The sequence below is a fragment of the Polyangium mundeleinium genome, assembly GCF_028369105.1.
Taxonomy (GTDB): Bacteria; Myxococcota_A; Polyangia; order Polyangiales; family Polyangiaceae; genus Polyangium; species Polyangium mundeleinium.
The window spans coordinates 11,733,680-11,748,295 of record NZ_JAQNDO010000001.1 but is presented as its reverse complement, the minus strand read 5'-3'; the positions used below and the strand labels follow the sequence as shown (position 1 = coordinate 11,748,295).

16 protein-coding genes are annotated in these 14,616 nt (G+C 70.8%); 7 read left to right on the top strand and 9 right to left on the bottom strand.

All coding sequences use genetic code 11. From position 1 onward, the window contains the following. Nucleotides 1-75: 75 nt before the first annotated feature. Complete coding sequence (locus tag POL67_RS46350) at nucleotides 76-237, top strand: hypothetical protein (RefSeq protein WP_271928012.1); 162 nt, start codon at nucleotides 76-78, stop codon at nucleotides 235-237. A gap of 7 nt (nucleotides 238-244) precedes the next feature. Beyond that, nucleotides 245-442, top strand: a complete 198-nt coding sequence (locus POL67_RS46345; RefSeq protein ID WP_271928010.1) for a hypothetical protein — start codon at nucleotides 245-247, stop codon at nucleotides 440-442. An 11-nt stretch (nucleotides 443-453) separates the two neighbouring features. Here the strand turns inward: POL67_RS46345 and POL67_RS46340 are convergent, their stop codons facing one another. From POL67_RS46340 to POL67_RS46310, 7 genes are all read right to left on the bottom strand, one after another. Beyond that, nucleotides 454-1,479: a site-2 protease family protein gene (locus POL67_RS46340; RefSeq protein WP_271928008.1), complete on the bottom strand. Its 1,026-nt coding sequence runs from the start codon at nucleotides 1,477-1,479 to the stop codon at nucleotides 454-456. A gap of 32 nt (nucleotides 1,480-1,511) precedes the next feature. Beyond that, nucleotides 1,512-2,171, bottom strand: a complete 660-nt coding sequence (gene mobA / locus POL67_RS46335; RefSeq protein ID WP_271928005.1) for a molybdenum cofactor guanylyltransferase — start codon at nucleotides 2,169-2,171, stop codon at nucleotides 1,512-1,514. Further along, nucleotides 2,168-4,087, bottom strand: coding sequence for a molybdopterin biosynthesis protein (locus POL67_RS46330; protein ID WP_271928004.1), 1,920 nt, complete (start codon nucleotides 4,085-4,087; stop codon nucleotides 2,168-2,170). The genes mobA and POL67_RS46330 overlap by 4 nt, the downstream gene beginning before the upstream one ends. Nucleotides 4,088-4,102: 15 nt before the next feature. After that, complete coding sequence (locus POL67_RS46325) at nucleotides 4,103-5,356, bottom strand: molybdopterin molybdotransferase MoeA (protein WP_271928002.1); 1,254 nt, start codon at nucleotides 5,354-5,356, stop codon at nucleotides 4,103-4,105. A 6-nt stretch (nucleotides 5,357-5,362) separates the two neighbouring features. After that, nucleotides 5,363-6,991 carry an NADH-ubiquinone oxidoreductase-F iron-sulfur binding region domain-containing protein gene (locus tag POL67_RS46320; protein WP_271927999.1) on the bottom strand — a complete coding sequence of 543 codons (1,629 nt, stop codon included), beginning with the start codon at nucleotides 6,989-6,991 and terminating at the stop codon, nucleotides 5,363-5,365. A 21-nt stretch (nucleotides 6,992-7,012) separates the two neighbouring features. Then, the gene (locus tag POL67_RS46315) at nucleotides 7,013-7,237 is read right to left on the bottom strand and encodes a hypothetical protein (protein ID WP_136928993.1); all 225 of its coding nucleotides are present in this window, start codon (nucleotides 7,235-7,237) and stop codon (nucleotides 7,013-7,015) included. A gap of 287 nt (nucleotides 7,238-7,524) precedes the next feature. Then, a complete protein-coding gene (locus tag POL67_RS46310; protein ID WP_271927996.1) occupies nucleotides 7,525-9,567 on the bottom strand; it encodes a DUF2330 domain-containing protein in 2,043 nt (680 codons plus the stop codon). A gap of 211 nt (nucleotides 9,568-9,778) precedes the next feature. On the opposite strand from POL67_RS46310, the gene POL67_RS46305 reads away from it, so the two are divergent. From POL67_RS46305 to POL67_RS46285, 5 genes are all read left to right on the top strand, one after another. Continuing rightward, nucleotides 9,779-10,405 carry a helix-turn-helix domain-containing protein gene (locus POL67_RS46305; RefSeq protein WP_271927995.1) on the top strand — a complete coding sequence of 209 codons (627 nt, stop codon included), beginning with the start codon at nucleotides 9,779-9,781 and terminating at the stop codon, nucleotides 10,403-10,405. Next, entirely contained in the window at nucleotides 10,402-10,830 is a 429-nt protein-coding gene (locus POL67_RS46300) for a DUF2203 domain-containing protein (RefSeq protein ID WP_271927993.1), read from the top strand. Before POL67_RS46305 ends, POL67_RS46300 begins: the two co-directional genes overlap by 4 nt. A gap of 5 nt (nucleotides 10,831-10,835) precedes the next feature. Next, nucleotides 10,836-11,399 (top strand): GTP cyclohydrolase I, encoded by a 564-nt coding sequence (gene folE / locus POL67_RS46295; RefSeq protein WP_271927991.1) that lies wholly within the window; start codon nucleotides 10,836-10,838, stop codon nucleotides 11,397-11,399. A 61-nt stretch (nucleotides 11,400-11,460) separates the two neighbouring features. Then, nucleotides 11,461-12,114 (top strand): LON peptidase substrate-binding domain-containing protein, encoded by a 654-nt coding sequence (locus POL67_RS46290; RefSeq protein WP_271927988.1) that lies wholly within the window; start codon nucleotides 11,461-11,463, stop codon nucleotides 12,112-12,114. A 55-nt stretch (nucleotides 12,115-12,169) separates the two neighbouring features. Further along, nucleotides 12,170-13,144, top strand: coding sequence for a hypothetical protein (locus POL67_RS46285; protein ID WP_271927986.1), 975 nt, complete (start codon nucleotides 12,170-12,172; stop codon nucleotides 13,142-13,144). A 42-nt stretch (nucleotides 13,145-13,186) separates the two neighbouring features. Here POL67_RS46285 and POL67_RS46280 read toward each other — a convergent pair whose 3' ends face one another. Continuing rightward, on the bottom strand, nucleotides 13,187-13,708 hold the full coding sequence (locus POL67_RS46280; RefSeq protein WP_271927983.1) for a hypothetical protein: 522 nt from the start codon (nucleotides 13,706-13,708) through the stop codon (nucleotides 13,187-13,189). Next, nucleotides 13,705-14,280, bottom strand: a complete 576-nt coding sequence (locus tag POL67_RS46275) for a hypothetical protein (RefSeq protein WP_271927981.1) — start codon at nucleotides 14,278-14,280, stop codon at nucleotides 13,705-13,707. The genes POL67_RS46280 and POL67_RS46275 overlap by 4 nt, the downstream gene beginning before the upstream one ends. Between the last annotated feature and the right edge of the window lie 336 nt (nucleotides 14,281-14,616).

The following is a 14,616-nucleotide window of genomic DNA, read 5'->3' as shown; positions in this document are numbered from 1 at the left end:
TCCATTGCACGCCATGATCGGAGGCCCGTCCCCGTCGATCCCTGGTCTTTCACGACGAACGAATACATGGAGAGCGTGACCTTCGTCGAATTCGTCCTGGCCGAGTTCGAGGAAGACGAGGAGGAGCGCCGCGGCGCCGATTCCGCCGCGGACGCGGACGCGACAGGGGCGCGTGTGGCCCGGACGCGGCGAATCGGGCGGCCGCGCGCTGGGATGCGGCGGCGCGCCGCGGGGTGACGATTCCATGGAGGAGAACGAGAAAGAGCCGCTCGGGGCGCGCGAAACGGGCCCCGGCGGCCTCGATCTCGATCTCGAGATCCTCGATCTCCACCGGTCGTACCAGCGCGATTCACATCCCTTCGCGCGCGTCGATCGAGGGCCGGAGGGCAGCACCCGGGCCACGGATCGGCTCCTCGATATGTTCTTCGAGACGCTCGTGTAGCGGGCGTTCGCTCAATACTTCGACCAGGGCGTCGGCATGAAGAGCAGGACGAAGACGACGAGCGAGAGGACGGCGATTCCGCGGCGCACGGGCGAGAGCTCGCCCGGCTCGGTCGGGGGATGATCCTTGCCGCCGAGGCGGCCGAGCAGGTGGACCAGGACGAACCACACGAGCCACGAGATCGAATTGCCGACGGCATCGCCGACGCCCTCGCCGGCCCGGAGCGCCGGGGGCAGGAAGCGGGCGAGGTTCAAGAGGAACATGCCGAGCATCGTCACGTGGACGATCCGGGCATATCGATTCTGCTTTTCGCCGAAGAGGGCATACGCGATGTGACCGCCGTCGAGCTGGCCGACGGGGACGAGGTTCAGCATCGTGACGAAGAGCCCGACCCAGCCGGCGAACGCGGGGCCATTGAGGAAGACGTCGTGCCCCGCGGGGATCGTGCCGAGGGCGAGGCGCTTCAGCGCGAAATAAAGCAGGCATTGCCCCTCCTGGATGCCCTCCTCGGGGATGGGCAGGACGGGCGAGGTGCGCAGGCCGTAGAGGATCACGGGAATGGCGACGAGGAGGCCGGCGAGCGGGCCGGCCGCGCCGATGTCGAGCAAGGCATTGCGGCTCTTGATGCGGCCGCTCATGCCGATGACCGCGCCCATGGTGCCGAACGGGCTCAGGAGGGGCAGGGGAATGAAAAAGGGGAGCGAAGCCGGGACCTTGTGGAGGCGCGCCGCGAAGTAATGGCCGAGCTCGTGCGTCAGCAGGATGGCCATGAGCGGAACGGTGTACGTCCACGCGCGCAGAACGCCGCGGAGCTGCTCGGCGAACGGCGCGCCTTCGGGGACGAGGCCGTTCGAGAAGGCAAAGGTGACGAGCGTCGAGGCGATGGTGAGGACGAGGAGGAGCAGGTTTTTCTGCCAACGGAGCGGGCCCGCAGCGGGCGCGGCGTCTTCGGCATGGGGATCGGGCAGAGGCGCCTCGGCGGCCTGCGGCTCGGCCGCGGGGGAAACGTCGGTCGTCTCGGCTTGGTCCCTTTGCATCGGGCCTAGCGTGGCCGGTAGGCGGCTTTCGCTCAAGCCGGATCGCGCGGCATCGGCAGGCCCGCGACGTCGAGCGCCGCGCGCCAGTCCTCGGGCGTGTTGAGGTTTCGCAAGGCGAGGATCTCGTCGCCGGAGAGGGAAACGCCGGGCGCCTCGCGGAGCCGATCTTCGGGGACGACGAGGGTGCGGACGCGCTCGAACAGGAAAAACGGGCGGAGGCGGTCCTCGGCGAGGAGGGCGTTGATCTCGGACACGACCGAGACGCCGTACACCGCCGCGAGCGGGTGGTAATGCCCGCCAGCGCGAGGGACGACGACGTCGTGCGTGGAGCCGCGGAGATCCGCGAGAAAACGCACGAGCGCGGGATCCACGAAAGGCGCGTCGGTGGAGGAGACGAACGCGGCTTCGGCCTTGCCAGCGAGCGCCGCGAGGCCCACCGCGATGCCCTGGAGAGGCCCGCGGCCTTCGACGGGGTCGTCGGCGAGGGCGACGTCGGCCGGGAGCGGCGGGAGCGCTTGCCCGGGGGCGCGGACGACGACGAGGGGCGCGGCGACCGTGGCGAGGCGACGTACGACGCGCTGGAGGAGGACCTCGTCGCCGAAGGGGAGCCAGGCCTTGGGGCGGCCCATGCGGCTGCTGCGGCCGCCCGCGAGGACGACGGCGCCGAGGCCGGGGACGAGGCCGGCGCTCACGCGAGGAGCCCTCGGTCGCGCAGGGCCGCGCGTGTCGGTGCGGACGCGAGCTCGGCGAGGAAGGTGCGCACGGCGGGCCGGCCGAGGCGGTTCGAGGGGACGACGAAGTCGAAGCGCTCCTCGCCGAGCGGGAGGAAGCCGAGGCGCCGATCGCGCGCGACGATGTCGATCGCGATGCCGAAATCGGCGCGGCCTTGTGCGACGGCGGCGGCGACGGCGCGGTGGGAGGAGGCCTCGACGGAGTGGCCGGCGGGGCGCGCGTCGCCGAGGAGGCGATCGTAGAGCGCGCGGGTGCCGCTGCCGCGGTTGCGGTTGATCATCACGATGCCCTCGGTGCGGGCGGCCTCGCGGACGGCGTCCTCGGCGCGCTTGCCCTCGAAGCGCGGATCGCCGGGGCGGAAGACCACGCCTTGCATGCGGCCGTAGCCGCGGGCGAGCTCGAGCCCAGGGTCGAGGAAAGGCTCGTTGTAGGTGCCGGTGTTCGGGTCGTAGAGGTGGACGCCGGCGACGTCGCATTCGCCGCGGCGGACGGCGGCGAGGCCGGCCTCGCTGCCGACGGCGATGAGCTTGCTCGTGGTGCCACGCGCGGCGAGGCGGCCGAGCAGGACGTCGAGGCCGACGCAATGGCTGCCGATGACGACGAGATCGACCTGCCGTGGGCGGGATCCGGCGACGGGGTGGATCACGACGGTGTCGCCGGCGTCGAGCATCTCGACACGCTCGTCGACGATGAAAAAGCCGTCGGCCTGCGAGAAGGTGGTGACGGAGCCCGAGCCCTTGCCGATCGGGTACGCGACGCGCGCGCCGTGTTCGTCGTCGACGAGGCGCACGAGCACGTACTCCGTGCGGCCGTGCTCGCTCGTGACGCGGAACGGAAGGCGCGCCGTGACCGTGTCGTCCGCGCGCTCGGAGAGGCCCGCGAGCGCGCGGATGACGGGCGCGACGAACTCGTGGAACGTGAAGATCGCCGAGGTCGGAAAGCCCGGCAGGACGACGACGGGCTTGCCGCGGGAGACCGCGAGGCAGAGGGGCTTGCCCGGCTTGAGCGCGACGCCGTGCACGACGATGCCGGGCGGATCGAGGGCCTCGGCGAGGACACGCGCGTTGAGGTCGCCGGGGCCCTTCGAGGTGCCGCCCGAGAGGAGCACGACGTGCGCGTCGGCGAGGCAGCGGCGGAGCGCGTCGCGGACGGAGGTCTCGTCGTCGGGCACGATGCCGGCGAGGAACGGCTCGCCGCCGGCCTCGCGGACGGCGTCGGACAGGATGCGCGCGTTCGAATCGTAGACCGCGCCCGGCAGGAGCGGCTGACCAGGCGGGACGATCTCGTCGCCCGTCGAGAGGATCGCCACACGCGGACGCGCGAGCACGGCGACACGATCGAGGCCGATCGCCGCGAGGACGCCCGTTTCCCGCGAGGTGAGGCGCTCCTTCGCGCGGAGCACGACCTCACCCTGCGCGACGTCGGTGCCCGCGTAGGTGATCCATCGGCCGGGGATCGAGGCCTTCGTGATCTGCACGTCGTCGCCGTCGAGGAGCGTGTGCTCGACCATGACGATCGCGTCGGCGCCGCGCGGCACGGCGCCGCCCGTGGGGATCGCGAGGGCCGTGCCCGGCTCGACGGTGACGTCGGGGAGGCGGCCCATCGCGACGCTGCCCGGCAAGCGCCGGAGCCGCTGCGGCTCGGCCTCGGTGGCGCCGAACGTGTCGGACGCGCGCACGGCGTAGCCATCGACGTTCGAACGATCGAAGCCGGGCACGTCGACGGGGCTCGCGACGTCCTCGGCGAGCAAGCGACCGAGCGCCGCGTCGAGCGGGACGATCTCGACGCCGATCGCGCCGAGCTCGCCGATCGCTGCGCGGAAGCGCCGCTCGGCCTCGTCCCGGTCCACGACGTTCAGGAACTGCGCTTGCTTCACGACGCCCCCCCGAGATCAATCGTAGAGGAAAACCTCGACCTCCTCGCCCTCCCCATGGCCCTCGCTGCCGGCAGGGACGAGCACGACGCCGTCCGCGCGGGTCGTGGAGGAGAGGATCGACGCGCCGCTCGTCATGATCGGCGTGACCCGCGCGCCGTCGTACTGCACGCGGACGTAATCCACGCGGCCGAGCTCGGAGACGATCTTCGCGACGAGCCGGCCCTTTCCGCGCGGATGGGGCCACGCGCGCGGGAGGCCGCCGAGCGCGCGGATCGTTGGTCCTGCAAAAAACTCGTACGCGCACAAGCAGGAGACCGGGTTGCCCGGCAGGAGGAAGACGGGGCGCGGGCGGCCGTTTCCGGGGACGAAGCCAAAGCCGGCCGGGCTCGATGGGCGCATCGCCACGCCGTGCACCGTGACCTCGCCGATCTCGGCGAGCGCGAGCGGCGCGTGATCCTCGGGGCCCACGGACGAGCCGCCGGAGACGAGCACGACGTCCTCGTCGCCGCCGCCGATCGCCTCGCGCACGAGCTCGTACCGATCGGCCGCGCGCACCGTGGGCGAGAGCGCGCCGCCGTCCCGCGCGACGAGCGCCGCGAGCACCACGCTGTTCGAGTCCACGATGCACGATCCCTCGGGCATGTTGCCCGGCGCGAGCAGCTCGTCCCCCGTGATCACGACCCGCACGCGGGGCCTGCGCACGACGGGCACGAGGCCCGCGCCGACGCTCGCCAAAAGCCCCACGTCCTGCGGCCGGAGCTTGCGGCCTCGCCGCGCCACGATCGTCCCGGCCGGCACGTCCTCGCCGATCGCGCCGACGTGTTTCCCCGGCGAGACCGGCTCCGCGACGGAAACGATCGTCTGATCGCCGCGCGAAATCTCCTCGGCGCGTTCGGCCATGAGGACCGCGTCCGCGCCTTCGGGCACCGGCGCGCCCGTTGTGATGCGCACGGCCTCGCCACGCCGGAGCGCGCCCGCGAACGGCCTTCCCGGCCTCGCCTCGCCGATCAGCATGAGCGAGGCGGGCGCGTACGTGCTCGCCCCGAACGTCGACTCTCCGACGACGGCCCATCCATCCATCGCGGCACGGCGGAAGTGCGGCACGCTCGCGACGGCGGTCACGTCTTCGGCGAGCACACGCCCGCTCGCCTGCGTGACGGGTACGCGCTCGGCTTCGAGCTCGCCCGTGCGCGACACGAGCGTGGCCAGCGCCTCCTCGACGCTCGCGCGCTTCCGGAAGCCACGCATGCGCACGTCTCGCACGCCCATGTTCGATCAATCCTCCGGGAAGCGCGCGCGCACGTCGTCCTCGAACGCGCGCAGGACGGAGAGGAACGGCGCGATCGCGACCTGACCGAGGCCGCAGATCGAGGTGTCGGCGAGCGTCTCGGCGAGCTCGGAGAGCACCACGAGGTGCCGCTTCTTCCCGCGCCCGAGCACCGCATCCTCCAGGATCGTGACGGCCTTCTCCGTGCCCACGCGGCACGGCACGCACTTGCCGCACGACTCGTTGCGGAAGAAGGCCACGACGTTCGTCACGAGATCCACGATGTCCGCGCCTTCGCACACCACGAGCACCGCGCCCGAGCCGAGCATCGAGCCACGCTTCTGCAGCGCGTCGAAGTCGAGCGGCGCAGAGGTCGCGTCCGCGCGCAGGAAGTTCGATGAGGCGCCGCCGGGCGCGATCGCGAGGATGGGCCGCTTGTCCTTCGTGCCGCCGGCCTGCTCGATGAGCTCGCCGATCGTCGTGCCCATGGGCACCTGATAGACACCGGGCCGCTCGACGTCGCCCGAGAGCGCGATGAACTTGAGCCCGCCCGCGCCACGCACGCCGCGCGCCTTCCACGCCTCGGCGCCTTCTTTCACGAGGAGCGGCACGTACGAGAACGTCTCGACGTTGTTGATCAACGTGGGGCGACCGAAGAGCCCTTTCTGACCGGGGAACGGCGGCTTGTTCCGTGGCTCGCCGCGCTTGTCTTCGAGGCACTCGAGCAGCGCCGTCTCCTCGCCGAGGATGTATCCGCCCGGCGAGACCGCGATCCGCACGTCGAAGGGCAACCCCGGGCCGAGGGCGTCGGTCCCGAGCGCGCCGCGCTGCCGCGCTTCGTCGATCGCGCGAGCGAGCTTCTCCCGCTCGGGACCGTACTCGTGGCGGATGAACACGATGCCCTCGGAGGCCCCGACGACGAGCGCGGCGATGGCCATGCCCTCGATCACGAGGTGCGGCAGCTCGTCGAGGATCACGCGGTCCTTGAACGTGCCCGGCTCGCTCTCGTCCGCGTTGCACACCACGTACTTCGGGTGCGCCGTCTCCTTGCGGACGAGCTTCCACTTGAGCCCCGTGGGGAAGCCCGCGCCGCCCATGCCGCGCAGCCCGCTCGTTTCGAGCGTCGCCACGATGCGGTCGCCCGCGAGCGTGTCCCCGCGCAGCGACGCGAGCACGCCGTAGCGGGATCCTTGGTCTTCGTACGGATCACTCGCCCAGCGTCGCGCCGGGGAGGGCGCTGCTTCGGGCCTTGGCTCGTCGGCCCAGCGGACGGCGTGGGCGAGGTTGTCGAGGTCTCCCGCGTGCATCGGTCGCTCGTTGAGCGCGGCGGCCGGCGCGTGATCACATCGGCCGAGGCAGCTCACCTCGCGCACTTCCACCGACGGATCCCTCCCGACCGCCTGCCGCGCCCGCGCCAGGAAATCGCGGCCGCCGGCGAGCCTGCACGTCACGTCGCGGCAGAGCGCCACGTCCACGCGCGGCGGGGGTTTTCGCCGGAAGTGCGGGTAAAACGAGACGAGCCCTTCGATCCGGTAGAGCGGAATGCCGAGCTTCTGCGCGAGCGCGGCGAGGCGCGCGTCGTCAAGCCAGCCGTGCTCGTGCTGTAGGTCGGTCAGCGCGTCGATGATGGCGCCCACGTGCGCCCCCCTGCTCCGCGATCAGCGGCAGAGTCTGCCGATGTCCGTGATTCGCTCCTTGAGCTCCTGCGGCGGCAGGAACACGCCCAGCGCGGCCTGGAGCGTGGGGAGCGCGCGCTCGAGATCGTCCCGCTTCATCTTTGCCGCATCGACGCCGATCCGCGCGAAGGCCCGCTGGATCGTGCCCTTCGCGAACACCGGCGAAAGGCCGCTACGCTGGACTACTTGATCGAACAGGGAGTCCACGCGCGCGCCATCCTTCGTTGAGCGAGGTCATGCATCCCGAGCATGCAGATCATAACGGATCTGCATGCTCGTGTGGCGCCTGGGCGATCGCTGCCCATGCCGCGATGACGCTGTACCCCCTCGCGAGTCTGGCGCCCGGCGCGATTCATGATTCGAGTATCCTATCACGCCGGCCCGGACGGCAACACGGCCCGGGGGGGATCCCCCGACGTTTTCCTGCCGCGTCGAAGGGCTCGGGCCGCGTGCCCGCTCGCCCGGGACAGCCCCGAAGCGGGCATGCGGGGCCCTCACGATGAAACGCGCTCGCGTCGGGGTTTGTCCTTGGAGCCACGCCGCGAACGGTCCGGCCGCGCGAGGCGACGCAGCGGCGCGAGGATCGCGAGCAAGCCCAGCGTGATCACGGACGCCTTGGGCCCGCGCTTGCGATGCTTCTTCGCCGGTGCGTGATGCGCGGCCGACGATGCGTCGTCGTGATGGGACACGTCGATCGTCGCGACGCGCCGAGCCGCGCTGCTCGACTTGCGCGCCTCTTCCCAGTCGCCCCAGTCGTCGCTGTCGCTGCCGTCGTCCGTGTCGCCGCTGCAGTCCGAGTCGCTGCTCTCGCTGTCGTCGTCCGTGTCGCCGCCGCAGTCCTCGCTCGACGAGTCGTCGTAAGAGTCGTCGTAAGTGTCGTCGTCGGAGGTGTCGCCGCTGCAGTCTTCGCTCGACGAGTCGTCGTAGGAATCGTCGTAGGAGTCGTCCTCCGTGGTGTCGCCGCTGCAGTCTTCGCTCGACGAGTCGTCGTAATAGTCATCCTCCGTGGTGTCGCCGCTGCAGTCCTCGCTCGACGAGTCGTCGTAATAATAGTCGTCGCCCCCGCTGCCCGTGTCGTCGGTGATCACCGGATCCGCGGTACCCACGCAGGCGCAGTTGACGTCGCTGTCGTAGTCGTCGTCGTAGTACGAACCTGCCGATCCGCCGACGCCCACGCCGACGCCGTTCGAACCGCCTTGCCCGCCCGAGCTCGAGCTGCCGCCCGAGCTCGAGCTGGTGCTGCTTCCCGTCGTGCTGCTGTTCCCGCCACAGGAGCCGAGATCGAGGCTCGTCGCCGTGAGCAAGGGCTTCACGTCCGACGCCGCGGGCTCGAACGTCACGGGCCACGTGCTGCCGACCGCGTTTTTCGCGATGAACATCGTCGCGCGCGTGAGCACCGCGTCCTGCGGGACCATGCCGGAGAGCGCGACGGCGAGGTCGTCGGTGATGCCGCCGCAGCGTAGCTTCGCCGGATGGATCTCCGCGCCGGCGGGCGACTCCACGCACGCAGGCCCGCCGCCCACGATCCCGAGCCCGGCGCGCGGACAGCTCTCGGCCACCGCATAAGGTTCGTCGAGCGCGACCGCGGCCACCGTGATGCAGGCCGACGCGCTCGGGTTCCCGTCGCCGTAGATCGCGGCGCGCTGGAAGAAGCTCGTCACCACGCCCGTGACCGAGCTCGTCCCGTTCGCGATCGGCTCGTTGCTCACGAGCGCTTCGTGGCTCGCCGCCTCGATCAACACCGCGCTCGGCCCGCCGGCGAGGAGCCTGTCCGCGCGCAGCGTGACGTAGTTCGAATCGCCGTCGCCTGCGCTCCAGTGCAGATCGTTCGTCGAGAGCGTGATCGGCTTGCTGCCCGCGAGCGCGGCCCTGCCCTTGCCGAGCAGCCATGCCGTGACGCGCAGATCCGCGGTGCCGGCGCGCGTCACGGCGAGTGGAAGCACCGGGTCCTGCGTCGGGGACACGACACGCAAGGTGGAGGTGACGAACGGCGCGTTCGGCGCGTCGAAGCGCTCGGCGAAGAAGCGCTTGCCGACCATCTTGTCGAGCGTGGCGTAGACATCGGGCGCGATCCCGAAGCCGTGCTGGTTCGCCCACGCGACGACCGCGGCCATGTCCGGCAAGAGGGTGGATTCGAGGGGCGCGAGGCTCTCGAGCGTGCCGAGGTCGTCGGTCACGTGGAACGGATCCGAGCCGTCGGGGATCTCCTCGCCGGGGCACGTCGGGGTCACGCCGGTCGGCGGGAAGATGCGCGGCGCGGTCGCCGTGTTGAGGGCTTCGAGCCACGCGTCGGAGCTGTGATCGAGCGCGGCGCCCGGGGCGACGGGGACGATGATCCCGAACGGGCCGGTATCGGCCGAGGCGCGAAGGCTCGTCCACATCGTGGAGCGCGTGGGACCGACGGCGACGGCCACGCGCTGCTCGATCGGCGTCGTCTCTCCGCCCGGGAGCCAGGCGCCGGCCGCGTCGGCGTGCTGGGTCATGGCGAGGGTCGTGATCGCGGCGAGGCCCGTGAGAGGGAGCAAGCGCAAGTGCATGCCGGGCCTGTGAGCAAGTGATGTGCCTCCATCGAATTCAAGCGGCGAAGCGGAGTTTCGTGCTTCGCCTCGCGGGGTGAGAACCGTCGTTCATAGCGGCCTGCGCAAACCTGGAGGGGATATGAAAAGTAAGCATGTGGGGACGTAAACAGACGAGCGCGGACGGGAAGCCCTCTTGCCGGTTACGTAACCTCATGTACCCTCGAAACCCGTGGATCCTCATGCACCTGCACCGCCCACCGACGCGCCTGCCGAGGGGGGTGCGCACGCGGAGGCGGACCGCCCGCGCGAAACGCAGCTCTTGACCACCGGTGAAATGGCGCGGCTGTCGAACAGCACGCTCCGCACCGTGCGTTTTTACGAGGAAGAGGGCATCTTGCGGCCCGCCCGGCGCACCGACGGCGGGCATCGGCTGTTCGAACGCACCGAGCTCGACCGGCTGATGCTCGTGACGGACATGCGCATGGCGGGCCTGTCGCTCGACGACATCAAGGCCATCCTCGACGTGAAGAAGACGGCGTCGTCGGGGTCCGCGGCCGCGCAGCAGGCCACGAAGGTCCTCGCCGCGCGGATCGACGAGCTGAAGGAGAAGCTCGCGGTCCTGAACCGCCTGCGCGACGACCTCGAAGAGACCACGAAGATCGTCGAGCCCTGCATGCGCTGCGAGGACGATCGGGGGTTCCCGACGGCCTGCGAGACCTGCACCGTGATGACGTCGCACCCGGTCCTGCCGCGGAGCGTGCGCGTGCTCTGGTCGATCAACCCGTGCAACCACGATCCGGCTCGCAAGGTCGCGGCGCCGCCGGGCGGGGCCGAGGGCGAGAAAGAGTCCCCTTGAGCGGCCGGCGCATCTGGACGGTTTCGGAAGCGAACGCGCTCGTGCCACGCCTCTCGCTCCTCGTCGGGGAGCAGATGCGCCGCGCGTTCGACATCGACCAGCGCCTGCGCGCGATGCGGGCGCGTGGCCACGGCGAGCGATTGCTCGTGATGATCGAAGGCGAAGAGGCGCTCGACCCCGACGAGCGCGCGCTCCGGGCCGAGCTCCTGGTCTACGAACAGGGCTGGCGCGCCATCGAGGAGCTCGGCGTCGCCGTGAAGGATCCGCGCATCGGCCTCTGCGATTTCCTCGGGCAGATCGAGGGCCGCGACGTCTGGCTCTGCTGGCGGTACGGCGAGCGGGCGGTCGAGCACTGGCACGAAGTCGATCAGGGTTTTTCCGGGCGCAAGCCCATCGGGATCCCCTCGAAGCCGCTGTATAACTGACCATCATGATCGATCGCAGAGCTGCCGCGCGGGCCGTGGAGGACTTTCTGCGCGCCCTCGGCCACGAGCCCGTGGGCGAGCTCGAGGGCACGGGCGAGCGCGTGGCCGACGCGTGGGCCGACGACCTGCTCGAAGGCGAGTCGATCGACGCGGCCGCCGTGCTGCGCGAGGGCTCGCTCGGCGTGACCGACACGGGCACGGGCATCGTCGTCGTGCGTGACCTCGCGGTCACGACCATCTGCCCGCATCACCTCTTGCCCGCGTTCGGCTCGGCGATCGTCGCGTACCAGCCGGGCGCGCGCGTCGCGGGCATCGGCACGCTCGCCCGCGTCGTCGACGTCGTGGCGCGCAGGTTGACGCTCCAGGAGCAGATCGGCGCCACGGTGGTCGACCTCATCAGCCGCGAGCTCGAAGCGAAGGGCGCGCTCTGCAAGCTCTCGCTCACGCACACCTGCCTCGTGTCGCGGGGCGAGCGGAAAACCGGGGCGATCGTGGAGACCTTCGCGTTCAGCGGAACGTTCGCCACGAGCGAAGGACGCGCGCTCGCGCTCGCCGCGCTCGGCCGCTGAGCCGCGTCCGTTCGAGGCCCTCGGCGTACGCCCTGCCTGTGGTGCGTGCTACGTTCGTTCGATGAACACCCTTTCGGATCTGCTGGAGGCGCTCCCTGCGTTGCCCCTCTTCCCGCTGCCGAACGCGGTGCTCTTTCCAGGCGCGCTCTTGCCCCTGCACGTCTTCGAGCCGCGGTACCGCGCGATGGTGGCCGACGTGCTGAAGACACACCGCTCGATGGCGGTCGTGATGATCACGAACGAGCGCCCGGTGGACGTGCACGGGCATCCAGAGATTGCGCAGGTCGCCGGGCTCGGCACGATCCTCGACCACACGGAGCTGCCGGGCGGTCGGTTCAACATCCTCCTGCGTGGACGCGTGCGGGTTCGTCTGTCGGAACTCCCGTTCGATCCGCCGTACCGGCGTGCGGCCGCGGAGGTGCTCGTGCCTCCGGACGAGGAAATCACGCAGAGCGAGTTGTCGGCGTTGGTCTCGACCGCGACGGCATTCGCGCAGTTCGTTCGGGAGCGGGATCGCGGCTTCGAGTTTCGCTTGCCGCGCGACGCGAAGCCGGCTTTGCTCGCTGACCTCTGCGCGAACCACCTCGTGCTCGACGCACGCGAACGTCAAGCGATCCTCGAGACGCTCTCGCCGCGCGCGCGTGTTCGCCGCGTCGCCGAGGTCCTCGCGATGCAGAGGCACACGCTCATGCCGGGCGGGCGCGAGCTGAATTGAGCGAGGACATCGCGTGCGCCGCGCTCCTCATGGGCTACTCTGGCCGCCCATGACCGTGAACGTCCCCCCTGCCTCCGCCGTCGCGCCGATGATCGTCAAGCACCCGGGCTGTCCCGAGTGGGGCCTCGGCTATCTCTCCGAAGAACGCGACGACAAGCGCTTTTACGACTTCGAGGATGGCATGAGCCACTCGATCGCCAAGGCCTTCTGGTCGAAGCTCGAGCCGGTCACGCTCGGCGCCGCGGAGGCGCGAGCCCTCGAGAAGAAGGTCCGCGGGCTCAAGGATCAGAGGTCGCCGTCGGGCAAGCCCAAGCAGAAGGCGGTGGCGCCCGTCCTGCCGAACTTCGACGCGCAGTTCGCGTTGTTCCTGGAGATCTTCCCGGGCGGCTTCACGAGCGCGCGGTTCGCCAAGGAGGAGCGCGGGGTCGAGGATCCGAACCCGACGGCCAAGAAGGCGAAGGCGACGCGCGCGATCGCGATGGCCACGGCGCGGGATCTCCTCGCGCGCGACGTGCTCGACAAGCAGATCCAGGCCGGCGCGTTCGCGGAGATCGTGGCGAACGTGCGCACGATCCACAAGGCCGCGACGGGCCTCTTGCACCCGCTCGGCGACATCATCCCGTTCAGCAAGATGGCGGCCGAGCATGACCGTGCCGTCGCCGAGGCGGTGCGCGATTTGCTCCATGGTTCCGATGCGTACGACGCGCGCTTTGATCGTCTCGTCGCGGTCCTCGGGAAGGCGAAGCTCGCGACGTGGCCGCTCGCGACGGTGCTCTCGGCGCTCATGACGCCGGAGGAGCACGTCTTCGTGAAGCCGTCGTTCTACGAGAAGCAGGCGGCGATGATGAGCTTCCCGCTCAAGTACGAGCGTGCGCCGAGCGCGGCCACGTACGAGCGCATGCGCGCGCTCGTCGACGACATCGCGCAGAAGCTCACCGAGAAGGGGCAGCCGCCGCGCGACAAGATGGACGTCTACTCGTTCATGGCGCGGACGATGTCGCCCCAGCAGCCTCCCAAAAAGGGAGCTTGATTCGCCTCTGAGCGTCCCTCGCCCCTCGCCAGGGTGAGGGCCTCACTCCCCCTCCTCACCGAGCAAAAGCGAAGCGTCGAGCAGCTCGCCGAACGTGGCAGGGCGGTGGGCGCGTGCAGGCGAGCCGAGCGCGACGAGCTCGTCCTCCGGCAGCACGCGCCGCACGAGCGCGGGCCCCTGGGCGGCGTTGGGCTCGATGCGCACGCGCGCGTCCTCGCCCGGCGCCTTTCGTTCCACGCCGAGCCAGCCGGCCTTGCGCGTGGGCGGAGGCTCGGCCGTGAGGCCGTCGATCTCCCAGGTCGAGTAGTCGTCGACGCGCTCGTCGCCGCGCGCGTCCGGAACGCGCACGCTCGCGACCTTGCGCGAGGCTGGGGGACGCTCTTCGGATTCGGGGAGCGGCTCGGCGTCGGGATCGAGGATGCCGGGCAAGGCGTCGTCGAGCGGCAGCTCGTCTTTGAGCGACCGCGGTTGTCGCGACGATGCGGGCGGCACGAGGTCCGGCGTGGATTTCGAAACCTTCGTCTCCGGCGAGCCGGGCCAGTCCTGGTCGTCGTCGTCGCTCAAGCGTCACCTCGGGAGGCGGGCTCGTCGAGCTCGGCGAGCACCTCGGCCCATACCGTGCCTCGCGCGAGCTCCGCGCGCATCCTCGCCGTCGCACCTGCGTTGCTCACGAAGAACCGCGCGCGCGCCTCGACGCGCTCGATCCGCACGACCCGCGCGCTCTTGCCGCTCGCCACGGACAGCGCGCCTTCGAGCGTGATCTCGCAGAGCTCGTCGCCGTCCGTGCCGAGGGGTGAGCTCGCCACGACGAACACGAGCGCGCGGCCCCACCGCTCGAGATCGAGCGCGCCGAGCCCGGCGAGCGCCCACGCGGCGGCGAGCTCGGAGAGCGCGGCTTCGGGGCTCGCGTCGAGCATCGCGTGTGTTGGGTCTGCGCCTTCGGTGGCGAGACGTTTGGCGGCGGCGCGTCCGATCGACTCGCCGAGAGCTCGACCAAAGACGCGCCGCGCGGCTGGGCTCGCGCCGCCCCAGAGCGCCATGAGCGCAGAGGCGGGCACGACGAGGCGCGCTTCTCCGCCGAGCCGCACGAGCCCTTCGGCGAGGTCGAACGACAAAGTCCCCGCATTCGTGTACATACCCTACCCGTGTCGAGCGGCCTTCGGAGCCCGACGAGCTCGGACCTCATGGTTGTAGGGCGTCGCGCCGAGGGGTGTCAAATGGCGGCATCGCGCTCGTCGCGCCGTCGCTGGGCCCTCGGGTGGGCAGGAATCCTGGTCGCTGCCGCTGCCGCCTCCGCGTCCGCGTCCGCGTCCGCGTCCGCTTCCGCTTCCGCTTCCGCTTCCGCTTCTGCGTCCGCGTCCGCTCCCGTCGCCGCCCCTCCTGCCGTCCACCGCGCTGGGCCCTCCGTTCTCCCGGCCCGCGAACGCCCGCTTGTCGCCTCCGTCCCGAGGGCCGCTTGTTCCTTCCTCGCG

Coding starts and splice junctions, on each gene's coding strand:
- POL67_RS46290 (WP_271927988.1), top strand. CDS start 11,461: ATGAACACCCTTTCGGATCTGCTGGAGGCGCTCCCTGCGTTGCCCCTC.
- POL67_RS46340 (WP_271928008.1), bottom strand. CDS start 1,479: ATGCAAAGGGACCAAGCCGAGACGACCGACGTTTCCCCCGCGGCCGAG.
- POL67_RS46275 (WP_271927981.1), bottom strand. CDS start 14,280: ATGTACACGAATGCGGGGACTTTGTCGTTCGACCTCGCCGAAGGGCTC.
- POL67_RS46345 (WP_271928010.1), top strand. CDS start 245: ATGGAGGAGAACGAGAAAGAGCCGCTCGGGGCGCGCGAAACGGGCCCC.
- POL67_RS46325 (WP_271928002.1), bottom strand. CDS start 5,356: ATGGGCGTGCGAGACGTGCGCATGCGTGGCTTCCGGAAGCGCGCGAGC.
- POL67_RS46310 (WP_271927996.1), bottom strand. CDS start 9,567: ATGCACTTGCGCTTGCTCCCTCTCACGGGCCTCGCCGCGATCACGACC.
- folE (WP_271927991.1), top strand. CDS start 10,836: ATGATCGATCGCAGAGCTGCCGCGCGGGCCGTGGAGGACTTTCTGCGC.